The sequence below is a fragment of the Candidatus Acidiferrales bacterium genome (assembly GCA_036514995.1).
Lineage (GTDB): Bacteria > Acidobacteriota > Terriglobia > Acidiferrales > DATBWB01 > DATBWB01.
This window is the reverse complement of record DATBWB010000003.1, coordinates 1-17483: the sequence shown is the minus strand read 5'-3', so window position 1 is coordinate 17483 and position 17483 is coordinate 1. Positions and strand designations below refer to the sequence as shown.

At 59.8% G+C, this 17483-nt stretch carries 18 protein-coding genes; 15 read left to right on the top strand and 3 right to left on the bottom strand.

What is annotated here, in order from left to right; genetic code table 11:
- Positions 1-470: carboxypeptidase-like regulatory domain-containing protein (locus VIH17_00355; protein ID HEY4681682.1), on the bottom strand; the 470-nt coding region annotated here is incomplete at its 3' end.
- 316 nt (positions 471-786) lie between these two features.
- On the opposite strand from VIH17_00355, the gene VIH17_00350 reads away from it, so the two are divergent.
- The 12 genes from VIH17_00350 to VIH17_00295 all read left to right on the top strand — a co-directional run bounded on the left by VIH17_00350 (position 787) and on the right by VIH17_00295 (position 12727).
- Positions 787-1479, top strand: a complete 693-nt coding sequence (locus tag VIH17_00350) for a response regulator (GenBank protein ID HEY4681681.1) — start codon at positions 787-789, stop codon at positions 1477-1479.
- Positions 1469-3226, top strand: a complete 1758-nt coding sequence (locus VIH17_00345) for an ATP-binding protein (protein HEY4681680.1) — start codon at positions 1469-1471, stop codon at positions 3224-3226. The genes VIH17_00350 and VIH17_00345 overlap by 11 nt, the downstream gene beginning before the upstream one ends.
- 97 nt (positions 3227-3323) lie before the next feature.
- The gene (gene phoU / locus VIH17_00340; GenBank protein ID HEY4681679.1) at positions 3324-3995 is read left to right on the top strand and encodes a phosphate signaling complex protein PhoU; all 672 of its coding nucleotides are present in this window, start codon (positions 3324-3326) and stop codon (positions 3993-3995) included.
- Between the two features lie 81 nt (positions 3996-4076).
- Positions 4077-5723 carry a putative porin gene (locus tag VIH17_00335; protein HEY4681678.1) on the top strand — a complete coding sequence of 549 codons (1647 nt, stop codon included), beginning with the start codon at positions 4077-4079 and terminating at the stop codon, positions 5721-5723.
- 176 nt (positions 5724-5899) lie between these two features.
- Positions 5900-6949 (top strand): phosphate ABC transporter substrate-binding protein PstS, encoded by a 1050-nt coding sequence (gene pstS / locus VIH17_00330; protein HEY4681677.1) that lies wholly within the window; start codon positions 5900-5902, stop codon positions 6947-6949.
- A 19-nt stretch (positions 6950-6968) separates the two neighbouring features.
- Positions 6969-7991, top strand: coding sequence for a phosphate ABC transporter permease subunit PstC (pstC, locus tag VIH17_00325; protein HEY4681676.1), 1023 nt, complete (start codon positions 6969-6971; stop codon positions 7989-7991).
- Entirely contained in the window at positions 7988-8842 is an 855-nt protein-coding gene (gene pstA, locus VIH17_00320) for a phosphate ABC transporter permease PstA (protein HEY4681675.1), read from the top strand. The genes pstC and pstA overlap by 4 nt, the downstream gene beginning before the upstream one ends.
- 9 nt (positions 8843-8851) lie before the next feature.
- Complete coding sequence (gene pstB, locus VIH17_00315; GenBank protein ID HEY4681674.1) at positions 8852-9613, top strand: phosphate ABC transporter ATP-binding protein PstB; 762 nt, start codon at positions 8852-8854, stop codon at positions 9611-9613.
- An 11-nt stretch (positions 9614-9624) separates the two neighbouring features.
- Positions 9625-10290: a phosphate signaling complex protein PhoU gene (gene phoU / locus VIH17_00310; GenBank protein HEY4681673.1), complete on the top strand. Its 666-nt coding sequence runs from the start codon at positions 9625-9627 to the stop codon at positions 10288-10290.
- 644 nt (positions 10291-10934) lie between these two features.
- Positions 10935-11162, top strand: coding sequence for a hypothetical protein (locus VIH17_00305; GenBank protein ID HEY4681672.1), 228 nt, complete (start codon positions 10935-10937; stop codon positions 11160-11162).
- 277 nt (positions 11163-11439) lie between these two features.
- Positions 11440-12516 carry an arsenic resistance protein gene (locus VIH17_00300; protein HEY4681671.1) on the top strand — a complete coding sequence of 359 codons (1077 nt, stop codon included), beginning with the start codon at positions 11440-11442 and terminating at the stop codon, positions 12514-12516.
- A gap of 1 nt (position 12517) precedes the next feature.
- Positions 12518-12727 carry a universal stress protein gene (locus VIH17_00295; GenBank protein ID HEY4681670.1) on the top strand — a complete coding sequence of 70 codons (210 nt, stop codon included), beginning with the start codon at positions 12518-12520 and terminating at the stop codon, positions 12725-12727.
- A gap of 71 nt (positions 12728-12798) precedes the next feature.
- Here VIH17_00295 and VIH17_00290 read toward each other — a convergent pair whose 3' ends face one another.
- Together VIH17_00290 and VIH17_00285 are read right to left on the bottom strand one after the other, a co-directional pair.
- Positions 12799-13086: a metal-sensitive transcriptional regulator gene (locus VIH17_00290; GenBank protein ID HEY4681669.1), complete on the bottom strand. Its 288-nt coding sequence runs from the start codon at positions 13084-13086 to the stop codon at positions 12799-12801.
- Between the two features lie 61 nt (positions 13087-13147).
- A complete protein-coding gene (locus VIH17_00285) occupies positions 13148-13387 on the bottom strand; it encodes a hypothetical protein (protein ID HEY4681668.1) in 240 nt (79 codons plus the stop codon).
- Between the two features lie 393 nt (positions 13388-13780).
- Here VIH17_00285 and VIH17_00280 point away from each other — a divergent pair, with 393 nt between their 5' ends.
- The 3 genes from VIH17_00280 to VIH17_00270 all read left to right on the top strand — a co-directional run.
- The gene (locus tag VIH17_00280; protein HEY4681667.1) at positions 13781-15526 is read left to right on the top strand and encodes an ATP-binding protein; all 1746 of its coding nucleotides are present in this window, start codon (positions 13781-13783) and stop codon (positions 15524-15526) included.
- Positions 15523-16986: a sigma-54 dependent transcriptional regulator gene (locus tag VIH17_00275; GenBank protein HEY4681666.1), complete on the top strand. Its 1464-nt coding sequence runs from the start codon at positions 15523-15525 to the stop codon at positions 16984-16986. The genes VIH17_00280 and VIH17_00275 overlap by 4 nt, the downstream gene beginning before the upstream one ends.
- Before the next feature lie 231 nt (positions 16987-17217).
- Positions 17218-17483, top strand: a 266-nt coding sequence (locus VIH17_00270) for a response regulator (GenBank protein ID HEY4681665.1), incomplete at its 3' end; no start/stop codon positions are given.

Here is a 17483-nt window from a genome sequence, read left to right as displayed (position 1 = left end):
TTATCACCGCCGTCCACCGTGATGTTACCGCCCCGGCCAAACGCTCCCGCCGATGAAACTTCCAGGGTGTTGGTTTTCGTGGGGTCGTAGTTGGTGGCCGGGCGGCTACCCGGAATCAGAAATGCCAGTTCGAGGAAGTTGCGTCCGTTCAGGGGAATGTTCTCCATCGTGCTGCTGGTGACCCGGCCCTGAACCTGCGACTGGGTCAGTTCGACCTCTGACGCCCCGCCGGTTACAGTTACCGTCTGACCTATCGCGGCCAATTGCAGCTCAACGTCCAGGGTCACGCTGCGGCCCACTTCCAAGTGAATATCTTTGAACTCGCGCACAGCAAAGCCGCTTTTCTCCACGCGGACGGTATAGTCCCCGGGAGGCAGGTTGGGGAACACGTACCGGCCCTCATCTCCGGTGCTCACTTCCCGGGTCGCTCCCGTGGCCTCGTTCGTAAGGACGACTTTCACTCCCGGCACAACTGCACCTTTCGGGTCAGTGACAATTCCGTTAAGTGTGGCGGTGGGCAACTGGGCCCAGAGAAGACAGGAAAGTGCAAGCAGCCAAAAAGATACGAAAAGAGGTACCGCTCTGCCCAATCGGCGCGGACTCATGGGGCTCCCTCCGTTGCAAACGTGTCTGAATCCAAGGCATATATCGTGAAAGTATGTTCCCTGTCAAGCGGAAACGGCGTGGCCACATTGGATGATTGCACCCGCCCGGCTGTCTGAATTTCCGCTTGAGTTTTTTGGGGACTACGGCTAGCGTCAAGCGGCAGAGCTGTGGGAGGACCGCTTGAAGAAGGTTTTGATTGTAGAGGACGACCGCGACATCATCGAACTCGTGCACTACAACCTGGAGCGGGAGGGCTATCGGGTGACGCATGCAACCGACGGTGAGAGCGGGCTCGCATCGGCGCGCCGCGACCTTCCCGATCTGCTCATCCTCGACCTCATGTTGCCGCAACTTTCCGGTCTGCAACTCTGCCAGGAAATTCGCCGCACGCCCCGCACCGCTCATCTGCCGATCATCGTCCTGACGGCGCGAAGCGATGAAGCCGATCGAGTGGTTGGGCTCGAACTGGGCGCCGATGACTACGTGACCAAGCCCTTCAGCCCGCGCGAGCTGGTAGCCCGGGTCAAGGCAGTGCTTCGCCGGTCGGAGCCGCGTCCTGGCAGCCTGCCGGTCCGCATCGGGCCGATGGAAATTGATCCGGACGCCCATCGGGTGACCGTAGAAAACAAGCCGATTGAACTGAGCGCCCTCGAATTCCGCCTGTTGCATTTCCTGGCTTCCCATCCCGGGCGGGTCTTTAACCGCGACCAACTGCTCGACCAGGTCTGGGGTACGGACCGATTTGTCACGCCGCGGGCGGTGGACGTTTACATGCGCCGCCTGCGCGAGAAGGTGGAAAAGGATCCGGAGAATCCGCAATTTCTGAAGACCGTCCGCGGAGCCGGCTACAAGTTTGCGAGCGGTGAAGATTAGACTTTTCTGGAAACTCGGCCTCACTTATTTCGTGCTGGTTGCGGTGGTGCTGGTCGGCCTCGACCTTTACATCAGCCGCATCCTCAAGCGCTACGCTGCCGAACGCGCCACCACCGAACTCGACACGACCGCGCGGCTGCTCCTGGCGAGACTTCCCGAAACCCATAGCGTGGCTGCATTGCTCGCATGGATGGAGTGGGCCAGGGGCCAGACCGGCGCCCGGGTTACGCTCATCGGAGAAGATGGCACGGTGCTGGCTGACTCGGAGCGCGACCCCCGGACGATGGAGAATCATGGAACGCGGCCGGAAATTCTTGAAGCCAGAGCAACGGGTACGGGTCATGCGATCCGATTTTCCACCACACTCCGGCAAGATCTCGTCTATTGGGCGCTGCGGATCGATGGGGTGGAATGGGTCCGCTATCTTCGGCTGGCGGTTCTGCCCGAACAGTTCGAAGAAGCGGCCGCGGATATCCACCGAAAACTGTTGCTGGGTTCGCTGCTGGCGTTTGTCCTGGCGCTCGCCCTCTCCGCGCTCTTTTCCCAACATTTCTCGGCTCGCATCCGCGAGCTGACTCTGTTTTCCGGACGGATTGCCAGAGGAGAGTTTTCCCCCCTTCGCTATCGCGGCGCTGCCGATGAACTTCACGACCTGGCGCGATCCTTGAACCAGACCGCCCAAGCGCTTTCGGCAACCATCGAACGCCTTACGGAAGAGCGCAATCGCTCGGCAACCATCCTCGAATCGATGGTCGAGGGCGTCGTCGTCGTGGACCCGGGCAAGCGCATTGTCTTTGGCAACTCGGCCTTTCGCCGGCTGGTCGAAGCGGGAGAGGAAATCGCCGGGAAGGATCTCCTCGAGGTTGTGCGGCTCGTCGGCCTGCACACCGCTTTGGACGACGCGCTGCGGCACAAACGAGGCATGAGATTACATGCAAGCGGCGAAGGAGCCACCAAGGGCGGATGGGACATCTCGATCGCGCCGGTGATGTCCGGCACAGGGGAGCCGGCGGGCGCGGTCGCCGTACTGCACGACGTCAGCGAAGTGCGCCGGCTCGAGCAGGTGCGGCGCGATTTTATTGCCAACGTTTCCCACGAACTGAAAACGCCGCTGGCGACCATCCTCGGATTTGCCGAAACCCTGTTGACGGGCGCGCTCGAAGACCGGGAGCACAATCGCCGCTTTGTCAGCATCATCCGCGACCAAGCGGCCAGCATGGCCAAGCTGACGGAAGAGCTGCTTGACCTCTCGCAGATCGAGGCCGGCCAGCTCAAACTCGAGCTCGAGCCGCTTGCCCTGCCGGAATGGGTGGCGAATTGCGTGCAAGTGATGGAATCGGCAATGAAGCAGAAACGACTCGCGCTCTCGCTCGACATGCCGGCGTCGCTTCCCTCCGTGCGGGCAGACCGGATGCGGCTCCGGCAGGTGTTGGGGATCCTGCTTGACAACGCTGTCAAATACACTCCCGAAGGCGGCCGCGTCACCCTCCGCGCGTTTGCCTCAGAAGACAGAAAAGCGGTCACCATCCAGGTGGAGGACACCGGGATCGGCATTCTCTCGACAGACTTGCCCCGAGTATTTGAACGCTTCTACCGGGTGGACAAATCGCGCACGCGCGAGTCGGGCGGCTACGGGCTCGGCCTGGCCATCGCCCGGCACATCGTCGAAAACCACGGTGGCCGCATCTGGGCGGAAAGCCAGGCTGGCCGCGGTTCCACGTTCTCTTTCACCCTCCCGGCCGCTTGATGCTGTAACAGGAAATTCATCCTGCCTTCATAACGGGGTAATTCTCCGGAAATAGAGTGCGAGCGAATGTTGAGTTGACCTCTGGAGTAGATTTCGTATGAGCACAACCCAGTCACACCCTTCGTCCGCTGCATTGGATCCGCTGGTCGTTCGCCTGGAAGCCATGGCTCGGCTGGTCGCGACGACTCTCCACAATGCGATCCAGGCGCTGCTCGAGGGTAACCACCAGCTCGCTGCCGAGGTCTTCCTCTGCGAACCGCAGGTGAACGAAATGGAAGTGTCTCTTGACGATTGGGCGGTGCGAATCCTTGCCAAGCCGCCGGCCAACGAGAGCGACCTGCGTTTGATCGTGGCGGCCATGAAAATCACCAATGACCTCGAACGCATGGGCGACCAAGCCGTGAACATTGCCGAGCGAGTCATTGCGCGGGGCGGCCGCAAGCCGCTCATCGGCGCGGAGGAACTGCCAGCCATGGCTGCCCAGGTGGAGGAGATGGTCCAGTCAAGTCTGCGAGCGTTGCTCGAACGCGATGTGGAGGTCGCCCGCCGCGTGCTGGAAAGCGACGCCGAAGTGGATGGCCACCGCGACCGCATTTTCCAAAGCCTTCTGGCGACCATGGCGAAGGACCCAAGTAACCTGGCTGATTCAGTGCACCTTCTGCTCGCCAGCCGCACGCTGGAACGTATCGCCGATCACGCAACCAACATTTGTGAAGACGTGATCTACTGGATTCGAGGATTGGATGTCCGGCATCACATGTCCCGCTAGGGAACAGCCAACGCACGGTAAGGCTTGGCTCGTACTACCCGACTTTTTGACGTGCTATTTCATTTCACTGGAGGTGTTCAAATGATTCGATTTCGTATGCTTGGGGCAGGGAGCTTGGCTGTGGCGCTCTTGACCCATAGCCCGCTTCTGGCCGTAACCAAACCGAAATCTGATGCATCGCCCGGCTCTGCTCGGGCGGTCTCTGCTCCACCGGCACCGGAGCCGGCGGCGTTCATGGCGGAGATCGAGGAACTCAAGAGAATTCTGGCCGAGCAGGCGGGGCAGTTGGCCAGCCAGCGCCAGGCGCTTGAGGAGCAGCAGGAGCAGATTCAGCAACTTCAGCTTTCTCTGACGAGTGGTTCGAACGGCGCGGCCGCAGCCCCTTCCCCGGTCGAGCAACACCCTGATCTGAACCGCATCAGCAACGAGTTGGATGCGGTGGCCCAGTCGCAGGCGGACATGGCTGCGAAAGTAAATCGAGTCAATCAGGAATTCACCGACGCGCAGAAGAAGAACGAAAGCCGCCTTGCCGGCCTGGGCAACTTCCGCTTCAGCGGCGATGTGCGGGTGCGCTTTGAGCCGTTCTTCCAGGAGGGGGCGGCGAACCGGCACCGGCAACGCATTCGGGCGCGCTTCAATATTCTTGGAAATATTGGCGACCAAATTTTCGGCGGGCTCACGCTGGCCAGCGGCGACCTCAACGACCCGATCTCGACCAATCAGACGTTTACCGATTTCTACAAGCGCAAGCCGCTCGCCTTCGACCGCTTCTTCGTCACTTACAAGCCCAAGCAACTGAAATATTTCGCACTCACCGGCGGCAAGTTCGCCTACCCCTGGTACCGGACGGAACTGACCTTCGACAATGATTTAAACCCCGAGGGTTTTGCCGAAACATTCTCCTATGATTTCAAGAACCCGATCCTGAAAAACATCACTTTGGTCGGCTTCCAGTCGCCCTTCCGGGAGGTCAGCGGCAGCTTTGACAGTTTCATGGCTGGTGGCCAGCTTCAGGCGCGCTGGCGAATCACCGACCAGATAAGTCTCTTGCTCACCACCGCCGGGATCAAGTTCCATGAACCCAACTCCATCGCCAGCGCGATTGGCGGCGGCGCCGGTCTGACCGTCACCATCCCCGCCAACGGTCTGGGGCCGGGCGTGCCCGCGACCGCCACCACGTTCAACGTTTCGGGCGGGACCCCGGTGCTTGGCGGCAACCCACTGACGAATCGAACGACGGGGAACGGGAGCGGCACCGCCTACTCGTCCAAGTTTCTCTACTGGGACAGCATTGCCCAACTCGACTTCAACTACATCAAGAAGTGGCCGGTGCGGTTACTCTTCAACGTGGTGAACAACAGCCAGGCCAGCACCGGCGAACGCACGGGCTACTGGGGAGAACTCCGCGTCGGGCGAGCGCAGGAGAAAGGCGATGTTCAGTTCGGGTACACGTTTATCCGGATCGAGCAGGATGCTGTTCTGGCGGCTTTGAACTTCAGCGACTTGAGGGCTGCTTCCAACGTCCGCAATCACCGGCTGGACTTTGCCTATCGCGTCTTCCGGAACGTATCGCTCAATTACACGCTTTTGGTGGGCCAAAGCGCGAATCCGCGGGCGCAGAACAGTGCCATCGTTTCACCCAACTGTCCGAGCCGCACCGATTTGACGCGGGCGTGCACGGACCCCTACCTCAAGCGGATGCAGTTTGACGTGGTGTACTCATTCTAGTTTCCGGCCTTCCGCCGGGCCGAGAGGTGGTCTGGGCGGCCGGCCTGTCCGACAAGGCCAGTCCGCCCTGCGCATACCGGCCCGCGATTCCCTGCAGAGCCGGCAAATATTAAGAGACAGAAACCCAATTTTAACCGCGCTGTAACAAAGCGCCGTTATCTTCAAGGAGGATAGAAATGGTCAGGAAACGAATTTTGTCGCAGGCAGTGTTGCGAATGTTGTTCTTTGTACTTGCGGCGGCTTCGATGCTACTCCCCCAGGCCGCGCCCGCGCAAACCCTCGTGAACGGGGCGGGAGCCACTTTCCCCTACCCCATCTACTCCAAGTGGTTTGACGAGTACTACAAGCTCCACCCGAACGCGCAGATCAACTACCAATCAATCGGCTCGGGCGGCGGCATCCGCCAGATCAGCGAGCTGACGGTGGATTTCGGCGCGACCGACGCCCCGATGACCGACGAACAGTTGAGCAAGGCCAAGACTGCTATCTTCCACTTGCCCACCGTGCTGGGTGGTGTGGTGCCGATCTACAACATTCCAGGCCTTTCGGCGGAGCTAAAATTTACGGCCAAGGCCCTGAGCGGAATTTTCATGGGGACGATCCGGAAGTGGAACGATCCGGAAATCGCCGGCGTGAATCCGGGCATAGCCCTTCCCGGCAACGATATCGTCGTAGTGCATCGTTCGGATGGAAGCGGAACGACCTACTGCTGGACCGACTATCTTTCCAAAGTGAGCCCCGCGTGGCGCGCCCAGGTCGGACGCAGCACGTCGGTCAACTGGCCGGTGGGTCTGGGGGCGAAAGGGAATGAGGGCGTTTCCGGGCTGGTCAAGCAAACGCCAAACGCCATCGGGTACGTGGAACTGATCTACGCCACCAGCATCAACATCCCCTACGGCACCGTCCAAAATTCCTCCGGGAATTTTGTGAAAGCGAGCCTAGAATCAGTCACGGCCGCGGCGGCCGGGGCAGCCAAGAACATGCCGCCCGATTTTCGCGTCTCGATTACGAACTCCCCCGGCAAGAATGCCTACCCCATTTCGACCTTCACCTGGCTTCTGGTCCCCCAGCAATTCACCGATGCGACGAAAGGCAAGATCCTTGTGGACTTCCTGAAATGGATGCTGGGTGAAGGTCAGCGATATGCCGCCGGGCTCGGCTACGCGCCCCTGCCGCCCGAGGTGATCGAGATGGAAAAGCAGACGATTGCCAGGATTCGATATTAGATGTTTCGATATTGAACGGATGACCGATCGGCCCCATCCTCAAAATGCCGAGGCGCTGCTGCCGCAGCCAAGAACAGGTTGGCTTTTGCGGCTCGCTCCATCCTTGGGCGGCCCCTTCCGAGAAGCGAATTGGGGCGACCGTGCCCTCCATATCCTGACTCTGGGCTTTGCCCTGTCCATTTTCGCGCTGACGGCGCTCATCGCGCTCGCGCTCTACCGCAATTCCATCCTTTCGATTGAAAAATTTGGACTCCGATTCTTGTGGGGCACCACCTGGGATCCGGTCTTCGAACAGTTTGGTGCCCTGCCTTTTCTTTTTGGGACGCTGGTCAGCTCGGGCATCGCCCTGCTGATCGCGTTTCCCCTGGGGCTGGGGGTTGCTATATTTCTCTCGGAGCTGGCGCCGCGCTGGTTGTCGGATCCCATCGCGTTTCTGATCGAACTCCTGGCCGCTGTTCCGAGCGTGGTGTACGGCTTAATCGGTATCTTCGTGCTGGTTCCCTGGGTTCGGGATGATTTAACACCCGTGTTGAAGAAAACCCTGGGATTCCTGCCTATTTTCAGCGGGCCTTCCTACGGCGTGGGGATGCTCACCGCCGGCATTTTGCTGGCGGTGATGGTCGTGCCCTTCATCACCTCACTATCGCGAGAGGTGTTGATGGCCGTCCCGGCTTCGCAGCGCGAGGCGGCTCTCGCCCTGGGCGCCACCCGGTGGGAGACGACTCGCATGGCCGTTGTGCCTTATGCCCGTTCGGGCATCATGGGATCCATGTTCCTTGCCCTGGCGCGAGCGTTGGGGGAAACCATGGCGGTGACGATGGTGATTGGCAATCGGCCCGAGATTGCCGCTTCCCTTTTCGCCCCCGGCTATTCGATGGCTGCCGTGATTGCCAATGAGTTTACGGAAGCCACCTACGACCTCTACCTTCACGCGCTCGTGGAAATCGGCCTGGTGCTGTTCGCCGTCACAATCGTGGTGAATGCATTGGCGCGGCTCTTGATCCTGGCAGTAGCCAGAAAAAGCGCCGAGGTGCAGGTGTGAGCGAGCTGAAGTACCGTTTCCGTCAGGCCAAGAACTACGTGATGTTCAGCATCACTTTTCTCTGCACGCTCCTGACGGTGGGCGTACTCTTCTTCATCCTTGGCTACATGGTCTGGCACGGGGCTTCTTCCCTGAACTGGGATTTCTTCACCAAATTGCCGAAGCCGGTGGGGGAGCCGGGCGGGGGCATGGCCAATGCGATTGTCGGCACCGGCAAACTTCTTCTCATCGCCGCCTTGATCGGAGTGCCGGTGGGATTCCTGGGCGGCGTTTACCTTTCCGAATTCGGCCGCAACAACCGCATCGGCTTCTTGGTCCGCTACGCCACCGACATTTTGAACGGGATACCTTCTATCGTGATGGGAATCTTTGCCTACACCGTCGTGGTGCTTCCGATGCGACGCTTTTCCGCCGTGGCCGGCGGGATCGCCCTGGGCATCATGATGATTCCGATCGCGCTCAGAAGCACGGAAGAGTTTCTGAAGCTGGTGCCGAACTCGCTCCGCGAAGCTTCCCTCGCCCTCGGCATCCCTCAATGGAAAACGATCATCCGGGTGGTCATCCCCACCGGGTTCCGCGGCATCCTGACGGGCATCATGCTGGACCTGTCGCGCGTCGCGGGCGAAACCGCCCCGCTGCTCTTCACCGCGTTCAGCAATCGCTTCTGGAGCGCGGGGTGGCTCCAGCCGACCGCTTCTCTTCCCGTGATGATTTATACTTATTCCATCGCGCCCTATGAAGACTGGCACCGGCAAGCCTGGGCGGCCGGGCTCGTCCTGTTGATGTTGATTCTATTCGTGAACGTTGTCTCGCGGCTTGTCCTGCGCCGGCGACTGGCGATGGGGGTCTGAAGGAACAGAGTGGAAACTGAGACTGCCATCTTGACGCAAAATCTCAACGCCTGGTTTGGGCGGAATCATGTCCTCAAGAACGTGAACATGCAGATTCCCGCGCGTCGCATCACCGCCGTCATCGGACCATCGGGTTGCGGCAAGACTACGTTCATCCGGTGCATCAATCGCATGCACGAACTGGTGCGCGATGCCAAAGTTTCCGGAAAGGTTCTGGTCCACGGAGAGGATATCTATGCCCCCGGAGCCGATCCGGTCCAGATCCGCCGCCGGATTGGCATGGTTTTCCAGAAGCCCAACCCGTTTCCTACGATGTCCGTCTATGAAAACGTCGCGGCGGGTTGGAGGTTGAACGGCGATCGCCGCGCCGATCTGGATGAGATCGTGGAAAAGGGCCTGCGCATGGCTGCACTGTGGGACGAGGTGAAGGACCACCTGGACAAGCCGGGCACCAGCCTCTCCGGCGGGCAGCAGCAACGCCTCTGCATCGCCCGCGCCCTCGCCGTGAATCCTGAGCTTCTCCTCCTCGACGAGCCTTGCTCGGCTCTCGACCCGATTGCCACGGCCAAGATCGAAGAGCTGCTGTACAGTCTGAAACAAACCTATACCATCGTCATCGTCACTCACAACATGCAGCAGGCGGCGCGGATCTCCGACTTCAGCGGATTTTTCTTGATGGGGGAACTGGTGGAATTCGACCGGGCGCAGAAGTTGTTCACGACTCCGGCCAACAAGCTGACGGAAGATTACATCACCGGGAGATTTGGATAGGCGAAGCGCTTATGGAACGACACCGGGAACAGGAACTTCAAGAGCTTCGGCAGCGGCTGCTCTGGATGGGCAGTCTGGCGGAGCGAGCGGTGCACAACGCGGTTCGTTCGTTAGTTGAGGGCGACACCAAACTGGCGGAAAGCGTCATGGAGGAAGAAGCAGCCATCAATTCCCTCCAGATCGAGATCGATGAACGCGTCCTGCGCCTGCTCGCGCTCCAACAGCCCATGGCCGTGGATCTCCGCATGATCACGGCGGCGATGAAGATCAATGCCGACCTCGAGCGCATCGGCGACCAGGCGGTGAACATCGCCCAGTGCGTCTCCTTCCTTCTCCAGTATCCGCAGGTGAAACCCTACATTGACATACCACGGATGAGCGAACTGGCCGAGGGGATGGTGAAAGATGCGCTCGATTCGTTTGTGAAGCGCGACGTTGACCTGGCCAAGCAGATCCTGTTGCGGGACGAGACAGTGGACCAGCTCCGCGACCAGCTCTTCCGGGAGCTCATCACCTACATGATGGAGCGGCCGTCGGTGATTCTCCCCGCCTTTCAGCTTACCCTCGTAACCCGCAACCTCGAGCGGGTTGCCGACCACGCCACCAACATCGCCGAGGACGTCATCTACATGGTTCTCGGCCAGGACATTCGTCACCACGCCTTGGACAAACGCTAGGCTCCAGCCAAAGACTCGCAACCCCATCCCAGACTCAGGCGACGGGATGTCTTCGGCAGGCTCCGGCGCTGTTCGTCACGTGACAGAGTGTCAAGCAGACTCTTTGGCGTCGTTCGCACACACGTTCCTAACCTTTTGATTGGAAAGCAAATCCCACGCTGAGACCCTGCTGGACGGCCAATTGCTTATTCGCATAGGCGAATGGAGGACTCAATGCCCGCCCAACTTGCTCGAATGCTTAGCGGCGCCGGAGAGCCCACCCGCTTGCGCATTCTCAATCTTCTGCGGCAGGGAAGCATCTGCGTCTGTGACCTGCAGGCGGTGTTGGGAATTCCCCAGCCTACTGTCTCCCGCCATTTGGCCGCGCTACGCCACGCCGGACTGGTGGAGGATACCCGGAGCGGCACCCGCGTGATCTACTCCCTTGCGCCTCCAACGACTCCGCAGTCAGAGGCATTCCAACGGTTCCTGGACAAGGTCTGTCCCGGCGAAGAAGGCTTGCGGCAAGATTTAGAGTCCTTGCAGCAAGTTGTGCGTCAAGGCCGGTGCCGGTTGGTGAGGCGGAGATCGGTACGGAGAACACGACCGCGCAGCGCCTTTTTGTCAGCGTCAGAGCACTGAAACAAAACGGGAGGAGAACGGTGATGAAGTACGAAGACTTGAAAGCGGAATTCGCACGGCTCAGCAAAGAAGACAAACAACGCTTTATGGAGGAAGTCGGACTGGAGTTCTGCCAGGAGATGATGCGGGACACCAAGTGCATGGAGCGGATGCTGCCTTGCTGCCGCGAGATGATGATGCAGATGCCCGAACCCTTCCGCCGGTGGATGGAAGAATGGATGGAACCGGCAACAGCGGGGAAGAAATCATGAAACAGGGTTGTTGCGGGGGCGTTTGGGTGGTGCGCCTCGGCGACAGCAAAGTGGGTTTGTCCGGCGTCGATAGGATCCTAGAACGCTTTTACCTCCAACGGTGGTTGCCGGAAGACGCTAATTTGGGAAATGCACTCCTAAGACCGCTGGGTGAAACTGGAAATCATATCCGGCCGACTGAGGGCCAGCCTATGCAGGAGCGTTAGGCGAACTTTACCATCAATGTTGTGCTGCGAATGCTGCCAGTGGTGAACAGCAGGATTAAAAAGGAGTAGCGATGCGAGTGGTGCGCGCGTTCGGAAAATTGCAGAACTTCAAGTTGCTGCCGATTTTTGTACTGGTGAGCATGGCGATTGGCGTGGCGATCGGCAAAATCTACGGCATCTCTAACTTTGGCCTGACACCACCCATCGATGCTCTCAAGTCTATCTTTCGCCGTCAGTACAGTTTCACCTTGCCCAATACACTGGCGCTGGGGGTCATCGTCGGGCTCTTCTTGATGATGTACCCAGCGATGACCAACATCCGCTTCGAAGACCTGGGGAAAGCCGTGCGCAGCAAGCGGCAACTCTTCACCGTCTTGTTCTTCAACTTTGCCATTGCTCCCTTCCTGATGTACGCGCTTGCCAACCTTTTCTTTCGGCCTGGTTCGGACTTTCACACCGCCCTGGTGCTTTACGGACTGGCACCCTGTATCGCGATGGTGATCGTCTTTACCTTTTTGGCTTTCGGCAACAGCGCCCTGGCGATTGTGCTGGTGGCCATGAACTCGATTTTGCAAATGGCCTTGATTCCTGTTTATGCACACTGGCTCCTGGGCAAGGTGAAATTCGATGTTCGGGTGGTGGCGGAGAGTGTCGTGCTCTATTTGGGCATTCCGCTACTGGCCGGGATGCTCACCCGCCGCTGGGGTGTACGCAAGTATGGGGAGGCTGGTTTTCACAAAGTGAAGAGTTTTCTCGACACGCTCTCGATCTTCGGTTTGCTGTTCACGTTGGTGGTGATGTTTGCATTGAAGGGCGACCTGATTGTCGGCCGGCCCGGCATCATCCTCCAATTGGCCATACCCATGACACTTTTCTTTTGGACGATGTTCCTACTGGTTTACCTAGTGGGCTGGCGATCCGGGTTTAGTTACGAAGATTCCGTCGCCGTGGCCTTCAATTCCACTGGACGCGATTTCGAGATTGCCATTGCGATTGCAATCACTGCCTTCAACCCGACCGTTGCCCTGGCCACGGTGGTGGGACCGTTGATCGAAGTGCCGGTGATGCTTGTGCTGGTCTGGCTGGCGCGCCGCACGCGCGAGCGCTTGTTTGCACCGACTGTGGTGCCGGAGGCGGAAAGGGATTGAAATGTTTCCCCGGGTGCTGTTTCCGACTGATTTCTCGCGGCATGCCGAACGGGTGGTCGGTTGTCTCGACGAACTCAAGCTAGCCGGGACGGAAGAAGTCGTGCTGCTGCATGTGGTCGAACCGGAAGAGGCCATCCACTTCCCGAGCAAGCAAGAGTTGCGCGAAACCATGAAGCGCTTGCGCGCTGAAATGCAGCCCGCCTCTCTATAGTGGGGAGACACTCATCCCGCTGGCGGCTTCAGCCTCTTCTCCCAGAAACGGAGATGCGTGCCTGGCGTCGGCTACTGGGCGAACTTGTAGATGGCTTCCATGAGTTCGTCGTAGGCGCTCGGGTCAGACTGTCGAATTGCCTCGGTCGCGCAGTTCTCCAGATAGTTTCGCAGGACGATCCGGCCAACCTGTCGCAGAGCCTTTTGGACGGCGGCGAGTTGCGTGAGCACTTCCATGCAGGGCCGCTGCTTTTCGAGCATGTCTTGCAGCCCGCGTAGTTGACCTTCCGCCGCCTTAAGCCGAAGAACGCAATCTTTCTTTCGCTCTTCCGTATAGATGGGCAAAATGGATGCTTTCATCGGTACCGGGTCCTTTCCGGATTTCGCGGGGGCCAGGGAACCCTATGCCCCATGGCCTGCGTTAGGTATTTTTCTTTTCCTTTTTGGGCTCCGCTGCCACGCAGCAACACTTGTCAATTGTTTTCTTGGCCAGCGGGCAATACAGCTTCCCGTCGCGCTGTTCGCAACAGCATTTCTCGATCGTCTTGTCGGTCAGGGTACAGCGAAGAGGAGCCTCCTTCTTCGTGGCTTGCGGAGCGGCCAAGGTGAGACCGGCCAGCAGCAGCGTTCCCAGGGTGATTGAGGTAAAGCGGCGCATCATTAGAATTCCTCCCATTTCGCATTACCCCCACCTGGTGGGGGTCACAACATCCTAGGGCCTGCACCTGCGTATGTCAAGTCAATCCCTATCCTGGAACCGTACAGGTACATCGTATCCCCCCTGTGGGGCTCAAGTGTGTCAGCGAAAACAGGAGGGAAGAGGTCCCGCCTCGCTGGGGGGGAGCCGGGCGGCGCGCCGCGACCCTGCAAGAGGGCGTGCAGTCGGCCATGTGCCATCCCCAGGTCGCCGCTTTCGGGCAAATTGCCCCATCCTGCGGAAAATAGCCCAGTTTGAGATTGCAATATAAGTTAACCTATTGATTCTAAAGAGACCGACCACGGATGACAAATTGCACGCAAGAGGGTTGGAAAGGGGTAAGAGGGGATAATTGTCATGTCCGAGGCACGTCCCAAGGCGCTACGCTGGACGCTGCTGGTCGGGTTGGCGGTGGTGCTCGTTTTTGCCGGTATTGCTGGTTTTCTTTACCGGCGCACGGAGGCGCGGGTGGTGAGCGACTACGAGCGCCAGCAACTTGCGCTGGTTCGGCAAACCGCCGGCGCCGTCGAGCTCCGCTGGGAAGACATCCGCCACCGGCTGGACAGGACGCTCCTCCAGGAGAACCGGGGGCGGCGCATCAGAGACGTGGGCGAATTTGAAGCCACTTTCCAAGTTTCCCCGGAAGGCCGCCTGAAGGTTCTGCGGGGGTCGCTTCCGCCGGCGGTGGCGGCTCTTGTCACCCGACAGAAAAGTGAACCGGGCAGCTACCTGAGTGAACCGCTTTTTGCCGAAGATGGCTCCGTCAAGCTCATTGCTCTCGAGCCTCTCTTCGATGGCGCTCGGCCAGCCGGAGCAGCCGGCGGAGTTTTCGCTCTGCCTGAGCTGCTTGGCCCGCCTCTGCGCGGCATCGAGGGGATGCCGATTTCGATTGTCATCCTGAATGAAAGCGGATCGGTGCTGGCTAACACGCACCATCCGGAGATGATCGGTCGTCGCATTCCAGCGGAGGGCTCCTGTCTTCCGTGCCACCGGGCGTTTACCACCGAGCAGCGCATGCTTCGCGGCGAAGAGGGCGCCGGAAAAATTCAGGTCACCAGGAACCCGGTCGGAGTGGTGGCTTTCACACCCGTCCACCTGGCCAACCGGCGATGGTCGCTGGCGTTTTCCACCCGGCACGGCCTGATTGCGCAAACCACGCGCAGCGGCTTTATGAACCTCTTTGTGTTGCTGACCGTGTTTCTCTCCCTTACTCTGGCCGCGACGGTTTTTATCTTCCGGTTGAACCAGAAGCGCCGCCTGGCCGAGTTGAAGGCGCAGGCGGCCGAACGCCGGCTCAAGTTCGAGCAACAATTGCAGCACGCCGAGCAGCTCGCCGCCGTCGGCAAGATGGCCTCCCACATCGCGCACGAGATCAACACGCCGCTGGCCAGTATTGGCCTGAATGTGGCCTATCTGCGCACGGAGGTCGAGCGCTACGCCGGAGCGAAGATTGCCGAGATCCAGGAAGTGAGCGAGGCCGTCACGCGGGAGATCGATCGGCTGAAAAAAGTGATCCAGGACTACCTGCGGTTTGCGCGCATGCAAAAGCCGGCGCCCGAAAGGCGCTCGCTTGGCCAAATCTCAGAAAACTTCCTCGATTTTATCGCCAAGGAAGCCGAGCAGCGGAGGGTAAAGATACATTCGCAGATCACCGCCGAACCGACCTACGCCTCGCTGGACGAGAATCTGGTGCGCCAGGCCTTGCTTAACATCGTCCGCAATTCCTTTGAGGCCATGCCCGACGGGGGCGAAATCCGCTTCGAGCTTCGCGCCTTCGAAAAGGAGCTGGAGCTTCGCATTTCCGACAACGGCCCCGGCATCACTGCCGAGCATCTACCAAGGATTTTTGACCCGTTCTTTACCACCAAGCGCGAAGGAACCGGTCTCGGCCTGGCACACACTCGCAAGATTGTCCGCGAACACGGCGGCGACGTCCGCTGCGAGGCACGACCGGGCAGCGGAACCACCTTCATCATCACCTTGCCGCGCATTTTGGGAGAGAAAGTTTTCCTTCCCGCTCAGCCGGAAATGGAGCCAGCGGGAATTTCCAGTCGCGCCGCCGGCCCCCATTTTGGGCAAGGCGGGAGAGGAGGGCCATCATGACTGCCCAAGAAGTCCTGGAAGCCAACCGTGAAGCAGCAGCGGCTCGCCCCGATCCAGTCGGGGCTCGCGGAGAAACCAGCGGCTTTCGCGTCCTTGTCGCCGACGACGACCACGCCCTGAGAACCTCCCTCGAACGCGTCTTGATCCAGGCGGGCTACGCGGTGGGAGGCGCCGAGAGCGGCCGTCAGGCGCTCGAATTGCTCCGGCAGACCTCCTTCGAGGTGGCGGTTGTTGATCTGGTTTTGCCGGACATGGAAGGACTGGAGCTGCTCAAAGAGATCAGGCTCATCCAACCCGATACCGAAGTCATCGTCGCCACTGCCTACGGGAGCATTGAAAGCGCGGTCGAAGCGATGCGCTGGGGCGCGTATGACTACTTGACCAAGCCGTTTCAGACAGCGGAACTCTTGACCACGGTTGGCAAAGCAATGGAAAAGATTGCCCTGCGCCGCGAAAACCAGCAACTGCGCGCGCAGCTAAGCCAGCAAACCATCAACCGCATCCTGGTCGGATCCAGTCCGGCCATGGTGCAGGTGAAAAAGCTTATCGAGCAGGTCGCCCCCAGCTCTGCCCCGGTGATCGTCGAAGGCGAAAGCGGTACCGGAAAGGAGATTGCCGCTGAAGCGATCCACGCCGCCAGCACGCGGGCTCACCGACCGCTCATCAAGGTGGCGTGCGCTGCTCTGCCGGAAACGCTGCTCGAAGCCGAACTGTTCGGCTATGAGCGCGGCGCCTTCACCGGGGCGGTGGGGCGCAAGCCGGGCCGGCTCGACCTGGCCAACAGCGGCACTCTTTTTCTTGACGAAGTATCCGACATTCCGCTCACCTCGCAGGTGAAACTGCTGCGAGTGCTCCAGGACGGCAAATACGAGCGGCTGGGCGGCCGGGAAACCCTCTATTCCGACGTTCGGATTATCGCCGCCACCAACCGCAGCCTCGAGCAAGCCATTCGCGACCGCGCTTTCCGAGAAGATCTCTACTATCGCCTGAACGTCATCACCATCAAGTTGCCGCCGCTGCGCTTCCGCAAAGACGAGATCCCGGTGCTCGCCTACCATTTCCTGAAAATCTATGCCGGCCGGAACAACAAGGCGGTGCAAGACATTTCCCCTTCGGCGATGAGCTGCCTGCTGGCCTATGAGTGGCCGGGGAACGTGCGTGAGCTGGAAAACGTGATGGAGCGTGGTGTGGTGCTTGCCGAGGGCAGCGTGATTGAGCCGCGAGTGCTGCCGGAAGCGCTCAATCCGGCGCGCTTCCAAACGGTGGCGACCAACGCCGGGCCGAACCCGATCGTGACGCTTAGCTTCCCGGTGGGGACCTCCATGCGCCAGGTAGAGGACCTGGCCATGCAGGCGCTGCTCGAATACACCCGCAATGATCGGGGCGAAGCGGCGCGGCTGTTGAGCGTTCACCCGCGAACGATCTCGCGGCATTTGAAAAGCGAACGCGAGGTAACGTAGGCGTTCGCCCCGGCCAGCCTGCGCTGCCGGCGGAGGCAGTCGCGCACAAATTGTCGGGCGGGGTCGGAATGCTGGATAGGGTCGGACAAAATGTCTGCTGGAACTAATATTCGGCGGGCGGGTATCGCTAACCGCCTTTTGCTCAGCAGGTTGGCAAGAGCACGGGGTGGCTGGTCCCGGCACTGGCGTTGCACCTACCAACGGGGAATCATGCGCCCGAGTAGTGGAGTCATGGCAAAAGAACTTGCGCAACGAAACGGTACGGCGAGGGTTCTGGCCGTTGACGATGACCCTGTCTTTCTCCACGCCCTGGAACGAGTCCTCGCTCAAAACGGCTATCAGGTGCGGACGGCAGCCAGTACGGCGGAGGCGCTCGCTCAACTGGAAAGAGAACCGGTGGATCTCATGATCTCCGACCTCTGCCTTCCGGGCAGCGACGCCCTTCACCTGCTTCGCGACCTGCGGAAGCGGAAGTGTTCCATCCCGGTGATCATTTT